The following is a 15,656-nucleotide window of genomic DNA, read 5'->3' as shown; positions in this document are numbered from 1 at the left end:
CACTCTTCTTTATTCTTTTTCAGGCAAGGACTCCCATGCTGGAACTTCTTACGCAATGGTATCGTCGCCGTTTCAGCGATCCCCAGGCGATTGCGTTGCTGGTGATTTTAATCGCTGCATTTTGCATTTTGTTTTTCTTTAATGGCCTGCTGGCCCCGCTGTTAGTGGCGCTGGTACTGGCTTATCTGCTGGAGTGGCCAACGGTGCGGCTGGAGCGGCTTGGCTGCTCGCGCACCTGGGCGGTAACGCTGGTGCTGATTGTCTTTGCAACGCTGCTGCTGGTTCTGATGCTGGTGGTGGCCCCCGTGGCATGGCAGCAGGGCATTAATCTGACCCATGAGCTGCCCACCATGCTCACCCGCCTCTATCAGTTTGCCCTGCGTCTGCCGGAGCGTTTTCCTACGCTGATGGATGTGGGAATTATCGATATTGTGGTGGAAAACCTGCGCAGTCGCCTGAGTGGATTGGGTGACCAGGTGGTGAAATATTCTCTCGCCTCGCTGGTGGGGTTAATGACACTGGCGATCTATCTGGTGCTGGTGCCGCTGATGGTGTTCTTCCTGCTAAAGGATAAAGAACAAATGCTGAGCGCCATTCGGCGTGTGCTGCCACGTAACCGTGGCCTGGCCGGACAGGTCTGGATTGAGATGAACCAGCAGGTGTCTAACTACATTCGCGGTAAAGTGCTGGAGATGATCGTGGTCGGGGTGGTCAGCTGGCTGGGCTTCCTCGCGATTGGCATGAACTATGCGCTATTACTCGCGGTGCTGGTCGGTGTTTCCGTGCTGATCCCCTATATTGGTGCGATGGTGGTGACCATCCCGGTCGTGGGCGTTGGGCTGGGGCAGTGGGGATTGTCCGGTGACTTCTGGACCATGATGATGGTGTATCTGGTTATCCAGGCGCTGGATGGCAATATTCTGGTGCCTGTGCTGTTCTCAGAAGCCGTGAACCTGCATCCGCTGGTGATCATCCTGTCGGTGGTGATTTTTGGCGGGCTATGGGGATTCTGGGGCGTGTTCTTTGCGATCCCGCTGGCGACGCTGGTCAAAGCGGTCGTACATGCCTGGCCGGATGAGTTGGCCAAATAATCACGGGTTAAATCGTTACGGGTCGACCGGAAAAAGGCCGACCCGCACGTTCAAATCATGCTGACTTGAGGTAATCCATCACGATATCGTGGTGGTTGCTGGTTTTGAAATCATCAAAGACTTTCTCGACTTTACCATCCGCACCGATCAGGAAGCTGGTACGGTGAATCCCATCATAGGTTTTCCCCATAAAGGTTTTCTCGCCCCAGATACCAAACTGTTCAGAAACCTGGTGGTCTTCATCAGAGAGCAGGGTGAAGTTCAGCAGCTCTTTCTCAACGAAGCGCGACAGTTTTTCCGGCTTATCGGTGCTAATGCCTAAGACATCAACGCCAGCATTTTTCAGCTCATCCATGCTGTCACGCAGACCGCATGCCTGTACGGTGCAGCCTGGTGTCATCGCTTTCGGGTAGAAATAAACCAGAACGCGCTGTCCCTGGAAGTCGGCTAAATTTACTTGTTCGCCATCCTGATCGGGCAAGCTAAATTTCGGTGCGGTATCACCGGCTTTCAGTGGATTCATCACAACTCTCCGTTTTTATCATCATGCTATGGGGACATTCTATGGGTAAATGTGCGCACTTTCTCTCTCGCGGTTAGCCAGATTTACGCTCCGTGATGAGAAACCACCTTAATAGTGCCTTGAGCATTGAGTTCTGTACAGAGTCGGTTAAACGCTTGCTCAATAAATGAAGCATCCTGACTGGCCGGACTGTGGGCGGTTATCTGAATATAGAGCAGTGGAGGCTGATTTTCATCTGCTGGCTGCGTCCGTGAGACGAGCTCTGCAATATTCATCTGATGCGAATCAAACAGGTCGGTAAAGCGTTCAATGATATGCGGGGAGTCGGTCACATCCACCTGAACCCACACCGTTACGGGCATCGGAGGACGTGTGCTGGCGCTGGTGCGTTTCATCACGATCAGCAGTTCCAGTTCGGCTCCTTTTAATGGCAGAGTGGATTCAATCAGGGTGATGGCATTCCAGCTACCGGATAACAGCATGATAAAGGTGAATTCGTCGCCCAGCATAGCAAGCCGGCTATCTTCAATGTTACATCCGCAACTGCTGACATGACGGGTGATGGCATTGACGATCCCTGGGCGGTCTACCCCAAGGGCAGTGATAACCAAATGGTGTTGCGATGACTGTGGCAAAATCAAGCTTCCTGTCCAAATACTAATAACTATAAGGTAAACATAAAAAAAACTGCTGACAAGCGCTTGAGCCGCCCTGCGCGCTTGCTTTTACTGCTCGTACAAACGTACCATGAAGCACTTGTTTGTCGAGGGGATGGCTAATGTTCACGGGAAGTATTGTTGCACTCGTTACGCCGATGGATGACAAAGGTAATGTCTGCCGTGCGAGTCTGAAAAAACTGATTGATTACCATATTGCCAGCGGCACCGCGGCAATTGTTTCTGTAGGAACGACAGGCGAATCTGCCACCCTCAGCCATGATGAACATGGTGATGTGGTGATGCTGACGCTGGAGCTGGCAGATGGCCGTATTCCGATTATTGCCGGGACCGGTGCAAATGCCACGGCTGAAGGCGTCTCTCTGACCAAACGTTTCGAAAACTCCGGCGTTGTCGGTTGCCTGACCGTCACCCCTTATTACAACCGTCCTACTCAGGAAGGGTTGTATCAGCATTTCAAAACCATCGCAGAAAGCACCGCTCTTCCGCAGATGTTATATAACGTACCGTCACGTACCGGCACCGATTTGCTGCCGGAAACCGTCGGTCGGCTGGCCAAAATTAAAAATATTATCGGAATCAAAGAGGCCACCGGGAACTTATCGCGGGTAAGTCAGATCCAAGAGCGTGTAAATGAAGATTTTGTGCTGGTGAGCGGCGATGACGCCACCTCGCTGGACTTTATGCACCTGGGCGGGCACGGCGTTATTTCCGTCACGGCAAACATTGCCGCACGTGAAATGGTTGAACTCTGTGCTCTGGCACAGCAGGGCAACTTTGCTGAAGCACGCCTTCTGAACCAGCGCCTGATGCACCTGCATCAGAAACTGTTTGTTGAACCGAATCCTATCCCGGTGAAATGGGCTGCGAAACGATTAGGATTAATAGCAACCGATACGCTGCGTCTGCCTATGACGCCGCTGACCGATGCCGGTCGTCCGGTTGTTGAGCAGGCACTGAAAAACGCTGGCCTGCTTTAAATTTAGGGAGAATTAATGGCTTACTCAGTACAAAAGTCCACGGTAGCGAAAGTGGTGGGACTGTCGTTGGTGATGCTGCTTGCAGCATGTTCTAACGACCAACGTTACAAGCGTCAGGTGAGCGGTGACGAATCCTACCTGCAGGCAGCCGATCTTAGCGATCTGCGCGCACCTGCTGGCATGATCCTGCCGCTGCAAAATGGCGACTTTGACATACCAAACGTCAGCAGCAAAGGGCAGGTGGGTAAGCAGTTGGATATTCGTCCACCAGCCCAGACGCTGGCGCTGATGAACGGTACGCGTAGCCAGTTTGCCGGCAATACCGGTACGCTGCTGGTCGATACCCGTAGTGCACTCTGGCCGCAGGTTGTTGATGTGGTGCAGGCTGCCAAGTTCCCGATCGCTGACCGTCAGGATGCTCGTCAGTCGCTGACCACCGATTGGGTCCAGTGGAACCGTGCTGATGAAGACAACCAGTATCGTGGTCGTTATCAGTTAAGCGTTCAGCAGCAGGGCGGTCAGCAGGCGCTGACAGTGAAACTGCTGGAGTTGCAGCAGGAGGACAAAGTCGTCACGTCCCCGGTGCAGATCCAGCGTTACACTGCGCAGATGTTGAACGAGATCAGCACCGGTCTGGATAAGATTGAAACTGGCCGTGAAGATGCCGCCGCCAGCCGCAGCCCAACGCAGATTGATGTGCAGAGTGGGGCGGATGATACCGGTCTGCCTAACCTGATCCTGCGTGCGCCATTCAACGTTGTCTGGCAGCGTCTGCCAGCGACCCTGAACCGCATGGGTATGGAAGTCACGGATAACAACCGTTCACAGGGTAGCCTGAACGTGACGTACAAAGCGCCGGGTAGCAGCACCTTTGATGAACTGGGTGCCAAAGATCCTGAACTGAAAAATGGTGACTACAAACTTCAGGTCGGTGACCTGGATAACCGTAGTAGTCTGCAGTTCCTTGATCCGAAGGGTCATCCGCTCACCCAGTCGCAGAATGATGCGCTGGTGGCGGTGTTCCAGGCCGCATTCAGCAAGTAAGCCAGGAAGGCCAGAGATTCTCTGGCCTTTTTTATTTGGTATTACGTAAACGATTGCTTCGGTTTTTTACCCGCGGAACATATAATTCCGCCAGGCAAAATTTTAACGGGACGGCACCGCCGCCCTGATAGTGTCACTTATATCGTTTGGAGTTAAACAAGATGCAGAAAAAAGCTGAGTTGTATCGCGGCAAAGCGAAAACCGTTTACAGCACCGAAAACCCGGATCTGTTGGTACTCGAATTCCGTAACGATACGTCAGCGCTGGACGGTGAGCGTATCGAACAGTTTGACCGTAAAGGAATGATTAACAACAAGTTCAATTATTTCATTATGACAAAACTGCAGGAAGCCGGGATCCCAACACAGATGGAAGCCCTGCTCTCTGATAACGAAGCGCTGGTGAAGAAGCTGGATATGGTGCCGGTGGAATGCGTAGTGCGTAACCGTGCGGCCGGATCTCTGGTAAAACGTCTGGGCGTGGAAGAGGGCCTGGTGCTCAATCCACCGTTGTTTGACCTGTTCCTGAAAGACGATGCTAAACATGACCCGATGGTCAACGAGTCTTACTGTGAGACCTTCGGCTGGGTCAACAGAGAAAATCTGGCCCGTATGCGTGAGCTGACCTACAAAGCGAACGACGTTCTGACTAAGCTGTTCTCGGATGCCGGTCTGATCCTCGTCGACTTCAAGCTGGAGTTTGGTCTGTTCAAAGGCGAAGTGGTGCTGGGCGATGAGTTCTCCCCGGACGGAGCGCGTCTGTGGGATAAGGAAACCCTGAACAAGATGGACAAAGATCGCTACCGCCAGAGTCTGGGTGGCCTGATCGAAGCATACGAAGAAGTGGCGAATCGTCTGGGTGTGAAGTTGGACTGATTGCCGGGCGCGGTTGATCCGCCCCATCACACTGCATTATGGAAAGGTCAGGCTTGCCTGACCTTTTTTGTTATATCCTTTCTACCCCCCGCGTTTTCTGGTGTTCCCCGCTGCGTCAGACTAAAATCGACTGATATGTTGTTGTGATGATCACGAGGGAAAATTTATGCGCTGGCAAGGGCGTCGCGAAAGCGACAATGTGGAAGATCGCCGTAACGAATCCGGGACGGTTGGCGGTGGGCGTATACGTATTCCCCGTGGCAAAGGGGGCATTGTTCTGCTGATCCTGGTGGCGATCGCCAGCTACTATGGCTACGATCTGACGCCTTTGCTGACCGGGGACACCACCTCCATGTCACAAACGACTCAGCAGCAGCGTCGGGTCACGCCGAAAGAAGATGAAGCGGCACAGTTCACCCGTACCGTTTTTGCCCTGACGGAAGATACCTGGCAGAAGCTGTTCCAGCGAATGAATAAGACCTGGCAGCCGCCCACGCTGGTGATGTACCGCGGCCAGACCTCAACCGCCTGCGGCAGCGGACAGTCGGCAATGGGGCCGTTCTACTGCCCGGCAGACAGTAAAGTGTATATCGACCTCTCCTTCTATGACGAAATGACCAACAAACTGGGTGCGGGTGGAGAATTTGCTCAGGGCTATGTTATCGCTCATGAAGTGGGCCACCATGTGCAGCACCTGTTGGGTATTGATAAAAACGTTCGCCAGTTGCAACAGAACGCCGGACGCGCCGAAGTGAATCAGCTGTCAGTGAAAATGGAATTGCAGGCCGACTGTTTTGCCGGCGTCTGGGGCCACTATATGCAGCAGGAAAATATCCTGGAAACCGGTGACCTTGAGTCGGCGCTCAATGCTGCCCAGGCCATTGGTGATGACCGCCTGCAACAGCGCAGCCAGGGGAGAGTGGTGCCGGACAGCTTTACGCACGGCACTTCGCAGCAACGTTACACCTGGTTTAAGAAAGGTTTCGACAGCGGCAATCCTGGCCAGTGTAATACCTTTGCGGGTTAACGCGGGTGCATGATCTGATAACGGCAACGGCTCAGATTGAACGACAGGGCTGGCGCCGTCTGCTGGTGATCAGCGGTGAGCCTGCGTGGTGCGCACAGCAGGCCGCTGATGTGATGGCACAATTGCCCGGCGACTGGTTGTGGGCGGGGAAACCCGAGGGCACCGGGCTTTGCTGTGAGCCGCAGGCCATCCGCACGCTGCTGGGGCGGGAGTTCCACCATGCCGTGTTTGATGCCCGTGACGGCTTTCATGCTGAGGCTTTTGCCGCGCTGGCGGGTACCCTGCGTGCCGGCAGCTGGCTGCTGCTGCTGGTACCCGAATGGGACGGCTGGGCGCAGCGCCCGGATGCCGACTCACTGCGCTGGAGTGAGGGAGACACGCCCTGTGCCAGCACGCACTTTGTGCATCATGTTCAACAGTCGATACTGGCCGACCCGCGCGTTGTGCTGTGGCGTCAGCCTTTTCCCCAAACGCTTTCCCCTGTTGCTATCCAGCCCGACTGGCAGGCGGATCATCGCGCGCAGCAGAACATTCTCACCGAGCTTCTCAATGCCCCCCCCGGGATTTATGCGCTGACCGCTGCCCGCGGGCGTGGAAAATCTGCACTGGCGGGGATGCTGGCGGCTCACTGGCCGGGACGTTGTCGGGTGACCGCGCCTGGCCGGGTGTCGACGGATGTGCTGGCGCAGTTTGCCGGAGAACGCTTCCAGTTTGTGGCACCAGACCGGCTGCTGGCAGAAGCAGAACAGTGTGTACCCGGCGTTGACTGGTTGCTGATTGACGAGGCTGCCGCCATTCCGGCACCGCTGTTGCAGCGGCTGGTGACATTATTCCCCCGGGTGCTGCTGACCACCACCGTGCAGGGCTACGAGGGCACCGGGCGTGGCTTTATGCTGAAGTTCTGCGCCTCACTGCCCGCGGTGACGCACTACCAGCTTGATGAGCCGCTGCGCTGGGCGGCTAACGATCCTCTGGAGCAGATTGTCGCCGGGATGCTGCTGTTCGAGGATGGCAGCGCTGAGCCACAGCAGGGAGCCATTCACTACAGCGCGCTGGAGCAGGATGACTGGTTGCGGCAGCCGGCCCGCATGACGGCGATCTATCAACTGCTGACCAGCGCCCACTATCGCACTTCGCCGCTGGACCTGCGCCGCATGATGGATGCACCGGGTATGCATTTTCTGGTGGCCACGCAGGCAGAGAACGTGCAGGGCGCGCTATGGCTGGTCGATGAAGGCGGATTATCAGCGGAGCTGGCGGCGGCGGTATGGGCAGGCAAACGGCGTCCGCGCGGTAATCTTGTTGCTCAGTCGCTGGCGGCCCACGGGGGGTCACTGGTTGCGCCGCAGCTACGTTCACGGCGTATCAGCCGCATTGCCGTCTCACCGCTGCTGCGCGGACGCGGTATCGGACAGCAGCTGATCGCCCATGCGCTTGAGCATGCCCAGGGGCTGGACTATCTCTCGGTCAGCTTTGGCTTTACCGAACCGCTGTGGCGTTTCTGGCAGCGCTGTGGTTTTAAGCTGGTGCGCATCGGTAGCCAGCGTGAAGCCAGCAGCGGGTGTTATGCGGCGATGGCTGTGCTGCCGCTTAGTTCTGCGGGGCAGCGCCTGACCGCTGGTCTGGTTCAGCAGCTGGCGCGGGACGGTTACTGGCTGCGTCAGCAGGTCGATGGGCAGGACCTGCCGCTGGCAGACCACAAGGATCTGATGCTGACGGAAGATGACTGGCAGGCGTTGTGCGGTTTCGCCTGGGCACAGCGGCCCTTTGAGGCCAGTTTTGCTGCGCTGGGGCGTCTGGTCAGCCAGCATGTCGGTACACTGCCGCTTCTGCATGCTGCGCTGCTGGAGGGGCAGTCAGCGGCCGACATTTGCGCGCGATTCACTCTGAGCGGACGTAAAGCATTGCTGGTGGCGTGGCGACAGGAGGTACAGCAGGCACTGATCGGGCTGGATGCCTCCCGGGCGCAACAGTGCGAGCAGTGGATCAACTCGTTGCAATAAATCCAACATCATCGTCAAAAATACGCCATTTTCATTATCGCTGAGGGGCGTATGATCGTCTTATCGCATTAAGGAGATCCTGATGAAATATGACCATGTTGTCGTCCAGACCCCCTCGTTACCCCCGAGCCAACTGTTTTTGCTGTATCACGCTGCGGGCGATAATCCGGTCGCCATGAGTGAAATTGGCCGCTGGTTTACCGGCGCATTTCCCCGTGCGTTGGTGGTGAGCATCGGCGGACCGGAGCAGAATGCGGAAGGGGGATTCCAGTGGTTTGATCCCTCTGCGGCCGAACCCCAGCAGGCGGTGGCGGAGGTGATGGACGGGTTTATCGCCAGCGTTCGCCACTGGCAGCAGCAAAGCGGTGTCAAAGCCGATGCAACGGCGCTGATTGGCTTTTCCCAGGGGGCAACGATGGTGCTGGAAGCGGTGAAGGCACAGAGCGGGCTGGCAGGGCGGGTGGTGGCGTTTAGCGGGCGCTATATCACGTTGCCGCATCAGGCAAGCACACGCACCACCATCCATTTGATCCACGGTGATAATGATACTGTGCTGCCATTGACCCATGCGCTGGACGCAGAGGAGCGGTTAACGGCGCTCGGGGGCGATGTCACTCTGGATATCGCCCCCGACCTTCCCCATGCCATTGATGACCACGCGATGCAGTGTGCGCTCGAACGCCTGCAATTTACCGTGCCGCGTCGCTACTTTGATGAAGCGTTTAGCGGCAGTAAACCGGGCGATGAGGATGTTGTGGCGTTGATGTGATGCGGGGGATCGGGGCGGACCGGAAAAGAAAGTCCGCCCCTGCAATGAACGCACAAAGGCCGATCATCTGTTTCGATCGGCCTTTGTGTTTCATGGCGCTATTTCTTTTTCGGCCAGTCGTCTTCGTCATCCCACTTATCGTTGAAATCACGATGCGGAGGCAGTTCGGGTTTGTTATCGAGAAACTTTTTGTGATCGATACGCTTCAGGTCTTTGTAGACGTTCATCAGAATACCAATCATCAGCAGGATCACCAGGATCCACCAGTAATGTTTTATAAATTCCATCATCTCACCTTTATGCGATCAGCTGTTCCATGATCCGCTGGTACATGCGGCTAAGGAGCTGCAGGTCGGCGGCTTTGACGCACTCATTGATTTTATGAATGGTGGCATTCACCGGGCCGAGTTCCACAACCTGTGCGCCCATACGGGCAATAAAGCGTCCGTCAGAGGTGCCGCCAGTGGTTAACAGTTGCGGCTTGATCTCATTATAGTGCTCAACCGCGTTGACCACCGCATCCACCAGTTTCCCGCGTGATGTCAGGAAAGGTTGCCCGGAGAGTGTCCACTCAATGCTGTAACGCAACTGGTGGCGGTCGAGCAGCTCCTGCACTTTCTGCTGAATCAGTACATCGGTCAGCTCGGTACTGAAACGGAAATTGAACTGCACAAAACAGTCGCCGGGAATGACGTTGTTGCTCCCGGTGCCGGCCTGGACGTTGGCAATCTGCATGCTGGTCGGCGGGAAGAATTCATTACCGCGATCCCACTCGGTAGCGACCAACTCGTTCAGCGCAGGCATCGCCCGATGTATCGGGTTATCAGCCAGGTGCGGATAGGCCACATGGCCCTGAACGCCGTGGATAGTCAGATTGGCGGTAATCGAGCCGCGACGACCGTTTTTGACCACATCGCCCACCACTTCGGTGCTGGAGGGTTCGCCTACCACGCAGTAGTCCATGCGTTCGTTGCGCGCCATCAGCGCTTCCACCACCTTAACGGTGCCATGAGTCCCGCTGGCCTCTTCATCGGAGGTGATCAGGAAAGCCAGACGCCCTTTATGATTCGGGTGTGCTGTGACAAAGCGTTCAGCGGCAACGGTCATCGCGGCCAGCGACCCTTTCATATCAGCCGCGCCACGGCCAAATAGCATGCCGTCGCGGATCGTCGGTTCAAACGGGGGATTGATCCACAGATTTGCATCGCCGGTGGGCACCACGTCAGTGTGGCCGGCAAACGCCAGTGTTTCGCCTTCGCCGCGCCATGCCCAGAAGTTCAGCGTGTCGCCCATATTCATCGGTTCGATAGTGAAACCCAGCGCCTGGAGACGGGCAATCAGAATCGCCTGGCAACCCGCATCGTCAGGGCTGAGGGAAGGGCGACGAATAAGCTGCTGCGTCAGCTCAATGACCGGACAGTGCATAATTATGACTTCTCCTGGATAAACGGCGTATAGGTGGTTTCACTAAAGCCCAGCAGCATAGAGCCGTCTGGCGCACAGAGCAACGGGCGTTTAATGATTGCAGGCTGTGCCAGCATCAACTTCAGCGCAGTTGCTGGATTATCCACCGCATTACGCTCCGACTCTTCCAGTTTCCGCCAGGTAGTGCCCCGGGTATTGAGCAGCGCCTGCCAGCCGAGCGTATCGATAAAGCGCTGGAGCAAAGCGGCATCCAGCCCGTCTGCGCGGTAGTCATGGAACTGATAGTCCACGCCCTGGCTTTCCAGGTATTTACGGGCTTTTTTGATGGTGTCGCAGTTTTTAATGCCGTACATCGTTAAGGTGTTTTTTGCGGTGTTGTCTGTCATGAAAAAAGGGTTCCTGTGCCAGTGAATACGCGCCTGGCATACAGTCTACAGCGGATGGCACCAACAGGCAGCCCTTAGGGTGAGGAAAGACGGTGACATCTGAAGAACGTTTGATGCGCAGTCAGTAAAAGTCAGACTTCTGTACCCTTCTGTTTTTTGTGGGATTCATCTATATTCGGGAGAGCTCAACGTAGCATTATTGCTATGAGCACCGTTTACCAGGGCAGAAGGCCCGCGATCGAGAGGAGGGGAGCGATGAACTACATGAAAGAGTCTGCCGCACATACGGTGGAAGAAACCCAGTCGACCATTGTGCTGAAGCGTAAAAAGAAAACCCGCTGTGAAGAGTTTGCACATGTTGTTGACGCGGTGATGCGTGAACATCCCGATGCCAAAACGCATATCGACAGCGAAAGCGGCGGTTATGACAAAGTGATCATTCTCAAGTAATGATGCATCCGGCCCCGCCAGGGGTCGATGTTTTACCTTTCTGGCAACGATCGTGACAGGTGACATCCTCCGGCAGTGGATTTTTTGGGTCAACAGCGCAAAAGCCTATTCTGTGCTACTGCTAATAATTTCCTGCGAAATCATTACCCGCGAACTGTGCGTTGCCACACAAATTCATCACGCGCCCTTTAAAGGGTTTCCGCCGATAGCAGCAATTGTGATCCCCGTCTTTCTTTTGCTTAGGAATACTCTTAAAATAAACCTACAAAATAAGAGAGGATATTATGATTGATTTAGAACTGGGGAACTGGAAAGACTTTATCGAATCAATGTTACGTAAGTAATGAATTTGAGAAAAGAAAAGCACGGCGACTGCATCAAAATGCTTTACCTTCAGTTACCAAAATTATAAAAGGCAGCCCTTCACCGGCTGCCTTTTTGCTTTAGTTACTGAGGTTTATCTTTCAACGGGAAACGCCGACGGACCAGCACAAAGAACAGCGGGACGAAGAATATCGCCAGCACGGTAGCCGAGATCATCCCGCCCATTACCCCGGTTCCCACCGCATGCTGGCTGCTGGAACCCGCACCATTGCTGATCACCATCGGCAACACACCGAAGATAAAGGCCAGAGAGGTCATCAGAATCGGCCGCAGACGCTGGCGCGAGGCTTCCAGTGTGGCTTCGACCAGGTCGCGCCCGCGCGTATTAATCTCATTGGCAAACTCGACAATCAGAATGGCATTCTTTGCAGACAGACCAATGACCGTCAGTAAACCGACCTGGAAGTAAACATCGTTTTCCAGCCCGCGCAACCAGGTAGCGACCAGCGCTCCGATCACACCGAGTGGCACCACCAGCATCACCGAGAACGGGATCGACCAGCTCTCGTATAACGCGGCCAGACAAAGGAATACCACCAGTAACGACAGCGCGTACAGGGCAGGTGCCTGGGCACCGGTCATACGCTCCTGAAGCGATGCCCCGGTCCACTGCAAACCAATCCCGGTGGGCAGTTGGCTGACCAGCTTCTCCATCACATCCATTGCAGCCCCGTTACTGACGCCCGCGGCGGATTCACCCACAATCTCGACCGCAGAATAACCGTTGTAACGTTCCAGACGTGGGGATCCACTCTCCCAGTGTGAGCGGGCAAATGCGGTAAAGGGCACCATCTGATCGCTGCTGTTGCGCACATACCATTTACTGATGTCGTCTGGCAGCATACGGAATTTTGCATCGGCCTGAACATAGACCTTTTTCACACGCCCACGGTCGAGGAAGTCATTCACATAGGTTGAGCCCCAGCCCGTTTGCAGCGTGGCATTAATATCATCAAGCGATACGCCCAGCGCCTGGGCTTTACGCTGGTCAATATCAATACGCAGCTGCGGGCTGTCATCCAGACCGTTGTGGCGTACCCGGGTCAACTGCGGATTTTTCTGTGTCAGCTCCAGCAGCGTATTACGCGCGTTCATCAGAGCGTTATGGCCCAGCCCTGCGTGATCCTGCAACTCCATATCAAACCCGGCGGAGTTACCCAGGCCGGTGATCGCTGGCGGGCTGCTGGCGATCACTTTTGCCTCGTTGATTTTTTCGAAGGCTTTGGTGGCGCGTTCGATAATGGCGAAGGCGGTGTTGTGGCTGTCGGTACGATCCTGCCAGTCTTTTAGTCGCACAAACATACGCGCCACGTTTTGCCCGTTACCGCCCGGCCCGGCACCGACGGTGGCAAACACCGACAGCACGTTGTCTTTCTCTTCTGTCAGATAGTATTTTTCCACCTTCTCCACCACTTTCATGGTCTGTTGCAGGGTGGAACCTGGCGGCAGCTGGACCTGAGTGGTGAAGATGCCGCGATCTTCCAGCGGCAGGAATGACGTCGGCAGGCGGAGAAAGAGGAAGGCCATAATGCCAATCAGCGCCAGATAGAGCAGCAGCCAGCGGCCGCCTTTGGCGAGAATTTTCCCCACGCCACGCTCGTAGCGATCGGCGCTACGGTTGAACATGCGGTTAAACCAGCCAAAGAAACCGCGCCGCCCGTGATGATGGCCCTTCGCCAGCGGTTTAAGCAGTGTGGCGCAGAGGGCCGGGGTGAGGATCATTGCCACCAGCACCGACAGCACCATGGCGGATACAATGGTCACCGAGAATTGACGATAGATCGCACCGGTGGTGCCGCCAAAGAACGCCATCGGAATAAATACCGCCGACAGTACCAGGGCAATACCGACCAGCGCTCCCTGTATCTGCCCCATCGATTTACGCGTGGCTTCCCGCGGGGATAACCCCTCTTCACTCATTATTCGTTCGACGTTTTCCACCACCACGATGGCATCATCCACCAGCAGGCCGATGGCCAGCACCATCGCAAACATCGTCAGGGTATTAATGCTGTAGCCAAAGGTGTAAAGCACGCCGAAGGTACCCAGCAGTACCACCGGAACGGCAATCGTCGGGATCAGCGTGGCACGGAAATTTTGCAGGAACAGGTACATGACAAGGAAGACCAGCAGCACCGCTTCAAACAGCGTTTTCACCACATCCTCGATGGAGGCTTTTACAAACGGCGTGGTTTCATAGGCAATTTCGGCTTTGAGTCCGTGCGGGAAGTAGTGGGACAGTTCGTCAAGACGGGCGCGTACCAGCGTATCCGTTTGCAGTTCGTTGGCACCGGATGCCAGCTTAATCCCCAGCCCTGACGCCGCCATGCCGTTATAGCGGCTGAGGTAGTCATATTTCTCCGCGCCTAGTTCAATCTGTGCCACGTCACCCAGCGTGACAACTGAGCCATCCTGATTGACTTTGAGCGTGATCGCACGGAACTGTTCCGGTGTCTGCAACAGCGACTGAGAGTTAATGGTGGCATTCAGTGCCTGGCGGTCAACCGAGGGTAGCCCACCGAGCTGGCCCACAGCGACCTGACTGTTTTGCGATTCGATGGCGCTGACGACATCGCCCGTGGTCATGGCATAGTTAATCAGTTTGTCAGGATCGAGCCAGATGCGCATCGCATATTGTGAACCGTAAGCATCCACCTGGCCCACACCGTCAATACGGCTGAGAGGATCCTGAATATTACTGGCTACATAGTCAGAAATATCCTGCTTATCCATGCTGCCGTCGGTGGAGACGAAAGCCACCATCAGAATATTGGTGTCGCCGGTTTTATTGACCGTCACCCCCTGCGACTGGACATCCTGCGGCAGTTTACGCAGCGCGGTCTGAAGCTGATTTTGCACCTGCTGGCGTGCTTCGTCAGGGTTGGTCCCGGCTTCGAAGGTCAGCGTGATGGTTGCCTGGCCGGTATTGCTGCTCTGCGACGACATGTACATCAGGTTATCGATGCCCGTCATGTTCTGCTCAATCACCTGGGTCACAGTGTTTTCAAGTGTTTCAGCAGAGGCACCAGGATAGTTCGCGGTGATACGGACGTTGGGGGGAGCCAGGTCAGGATATTGTTCAATCGGCAGGGAAACAATCGCCAGCCCACCCGTCAGGCACATAAGGATCGCCAGTACCCAGGCAAATATCGGGCGGTCGATAAAGAAATTCGCCATCTCAAGCTCCGCAGCATGTTGTCTGAAAAAAGAAGAAAAGAATGCCTGTGTTCCCTGCGGCGTTTGAGAGTTCAGTGCGGAGCAAATTTCTCTAATTATTCAACGCGCTCCGGCAGTGAATCACTTTACTCGCGGTTGCGCGAACAATCGTGGAGAAATTGAGGAGAATATGTAAATTATCGTGCTGATACGACGCATTTTCGTTACAGACTGGCGTGATGCGACGCCAGCCATAGCACGGTAGCCGCTACCCTGGAGCGTACATTCAGTTTGCGCGTGACGTTGCGCAGATGCACTTTGACCGTTTGATCTGAAATCTCCAGCTTCTCTGCCACCTCTTTATTGGAAAGACCCAAAGCCACCGCTTTCATCACATCCCGTTCACGGATTGTCAGGTTGATGAACGGATCGGCCTTCCCGTTATCGTTGTGACGCAATGCCTCTAAAGGTGCACTGAAGGCGGTGCCACCTTTAGCGGCCAAAATAATGTGATGCAGTAACGTTTCCGGTTCGCTGTCTTTCAGGAGATAACCATTGACGCCCGCCTCCAGCAGGGCGGAAATGTCGCGGCGATGGTCAGAGACGGTCAGCACGACGACGCGGGAAAGAATATTCTCGGCTCTCAGTGCATGCAGTGTTTCCAGCCCGGATAAGCCCTTCATATTCAGGTCTAACAGGATTAACGCCGGGTGCAGTTCCCGCGCGCTGATCAGTGCGTCTTCACCGTTGCTGGCTTCAGCCACGATGTCAAAATGGGGTTCCAGTGCCAGTAGCTGGCGAATGCCCTGGCGCATCAACGGGTGATCGTCGACAATCATCACACTGATTTTTTTGTGCTCTTCCAT

At 55.2% G+C, this 15,656-nt stretch carries 16 protein-coding genes; 9 read left to right on the top strand and 7 right to left on the bottom strand.

The window, feature by feature from the left end:
• Window positions 1-35: 35 nt before the first annotated feature.
• Window positions 36-1,091, top strand: a complete 1,056-nt coding sequence (locus LJN55_RS17110) for an AI-2E family transporter (protein WP_167864721.1) — start codon at window positions 36-38, stop codon at window positions 1,089-1,091.
• A gap of 55 nt (window positions 1,092-1,146) precedes the next feature.
• Here LJN55_RS17110 and bcp read toward each other — a convergent pair whose 3' ends face one another.
• Window positions 1,147-1,614: a thioredoxin-dependent thiol peroxidase gene (bcp, locus tag LJN55_RS17105; protein WP_133845909.1), complete on the bottom strand. Its 468-nt coding sequence runs from the start codon at window positions 1,612-1,614 to the stop codon at window positions 1,147-1,149.
• An 83-nt stretch (window positions 1,615-1,697) separates the two neighbouring features.
• Window positions 1,698-2,249 carry a glycine cleavage system transcriptional repressor gene (locus tag LJN55_RS17100; RefSeq protein ID WP_133845910.1) on the bottom strand — a complete coding sequence of 184 codons (552 nt, stop codon included), beginning with the start codon at window positions 2,247-2,249 and terminating at the stop codon, window positions 1,698-1,700.
• Window positions 2,250-2,392: 143 nt separating this feature from the next.
• Here LJN55_RS17100 and dapA point away from each other — a divergent pair, with 143 nt between their 5' ends.
• The 6 genes from dapA (at window position 2,393) to ypfH (ending at window position 8,989) form a co-directional block, all read left to right on the top strand.
• On the top strand, window positions 2,393-3,271 hold the full coding sequence (gene dapA, locus LJN55_RS17095; RefSeq protein ID WP_133845911.1) for a 4-hydroxy-tetrahydrodipicolinate synthase: 879 nt from the start codon (window positions 2,393-2,395) through the stop codon (window positions 3,269-3,271).
• 15 nt (window positions 3,272-3,286) lie between these two features.
• Window positions 3,287-4,315: an outer membrane protein assembly factor BamC gene (gene bamC / locus LJN55_RS17090; RefSeq protein ID WP_133845912.1), complete on the top strand. Its 1,029-nt coding sequence runs from the start codon at window positions 3,287-3,289 to the stop codon at window positions 4,313-4,315.
• Window positions 4,316-4,476: 161 nt separating this feature from the next.
• A complete protein-coding gene (gene purC, locus LJN55_RS17085) occupies window positions 4,477-5,190 on the top strand; it encodes a phosphoribosylaminoimidazolesuccinocarboxamide synthase (RefSeq protein ID WP_133845913.1) in 714 nt (237 codons plus the stop codon).
• Between the two features lie 166 nt (window positions 5,191-5,356).
• A complete protein-coding gene (ypfJ, locus tag LJN55_RS17080; protein ID WP_133845914.1) occupies window positions 5,357-6,217 on the top strand; it encodes a KPN_02809 family neutral zinc metallopeptidase in 861 nt (286 codons plus the stop codon).
• 5 nt (window positions 6,218-6,222) lie between these two features.
• On the top strand, window positions 6,223-8,220 hold the full coding sequence (locus LJN55_RS17075) for a tRNA(Met) cytidine acetyltransferase TmcA (RefSeq protein WP_227534920.1): 1,998 nt from the start codon (window positions 6,223-6,225) through the stop codon (window positions 8,218-8,220).
• 82 nt (window positions 8,221-8,302) lie between these two features.
• Window positions 8,303-8,989 carry an esterase gene (gene ypfH, locus LJN55_RS17070; protein ID WP_227534919.1) on the top strand — a complete coding sequence of 229 codons (687 nt, stop codon included), beginning with the start codon at window positions 8,303-8,305 and terminating at the stop codon, window positions 8,987-8,989.
• 98 nt (window positions 8,990-9,087) lie between these two features.
• On the opposite strand, the gene LJN55_RS17065 is transcribed toward ypfH, so the two are convergent.
• The 3 genes from LJN55_RS17065 to LJN55_RS17055 are packed head-to-tail and all read right to left on the bottom strand — an operon-like array spanning window position 9,088 to window position 10,800.
• A complete protein-coding gene (locus LJN55_RS17065) occupies window positions 9,088-9,276 on the bottom strand; it encodes a YpfN family protein (protein ID WP_062744795.1) in 189 nt (62 codons plus the stop codon).
• A gap of 10 nt (window positions 9,277-9,286) precedes the next feature.
• Window positions 9,287-10,414 (bottom strand): succinyl-diaminopimelate desuccinylase, encoded by a 1,128-nt coding sequence (dapE, locus tag LJN55_RS17060; RefSeq protein ID WP_227534918.1) that lies wholly within the window; start codon window positions 10,412-10,414, stop codon window positions 9,287-9,289.
• Window positions 10,415-10,416: 2 nt separating this feature from the next.
• Entirely contained in the window at window positions 10,417-10,800 is a 384-nt protein-coding gene (locus LJN55_RS17055) for an ArsC family reductase (protein WP_133845917.1), read from the bottom strand.
• A gap of 255 nt (window positions 10,801-11,055) precedes the next feature.
• Between LJN55_RS17055 and LJN55_RS17050 the strand changes: the two genes are divergently transcribed.
• A complete protein-coding gene (locus LJN55_RS17050; RefSeq protein WP_133845918.1) occupies window positions 11,056-11,250 on the top strand; it encodes a hypothetical protein in 195 nt (64 codons plus the stop codon).
• A gap of 284 nt (window positions 11,251-11,534) precedes the next feature.
• Window positions 11,535-11,594, top strand: a complete 60-nt coding sequence (ypfM, locus tag LJN55_RS17045) for a protein YpfM (protein ID WP_133845966.1) — start codon at window positions 11,535-11,537, stop codon at window positions 11,592-11,594.
• A 103-nt stretch (window positions 11,595-11,697) separates the two neighbouring features.
• On the opposite strand, the gene acrD is transcribed toward ypfM, so the two are convergent.
• Both acrD and LJN55_RS17035 read right to left on the bottom strand, forming a co-directional pair.
• The gene (gene acrD, locus LJN55_RS17040; protein WP_213202117.1) at window positions 11,698-14,811 is read right to left on the bottom strand and encodes a multidrug efflux RND transporter permease AcrD; all 3,114 of its coding nucleotides are present in this window, start codon (window positions 14,809-14,811) and stop codon (window positions 11,698-11,700) included.
• A 203-nt stretch (window positions 14,812-15,014) separates the two neighbouring features.
• On the bottom strand, window positions 15,015-15,656 hold the full coding sequence (locus LJN55_RS17035) for a response regulator (RefSeq protein WP_133845920.1): 642 nt from the start codon (window positions 15,654-15,656) through the stop codon (window positions 15,015-15,017).

This window comes from Erwinia rhapontici (assembly GCF_020683125.1).
In the GTDB taxonomy this organism is placed as follows: Bacteria; Pseudomonadota; Gammaproteobacteria; order Enterobacterales; family Enterobacteriaceae; genus Erwinia; species Erwinia rhapontici.
This window is presented reverse-complemented; position numbering and strand designations above follow the sequence as displayed.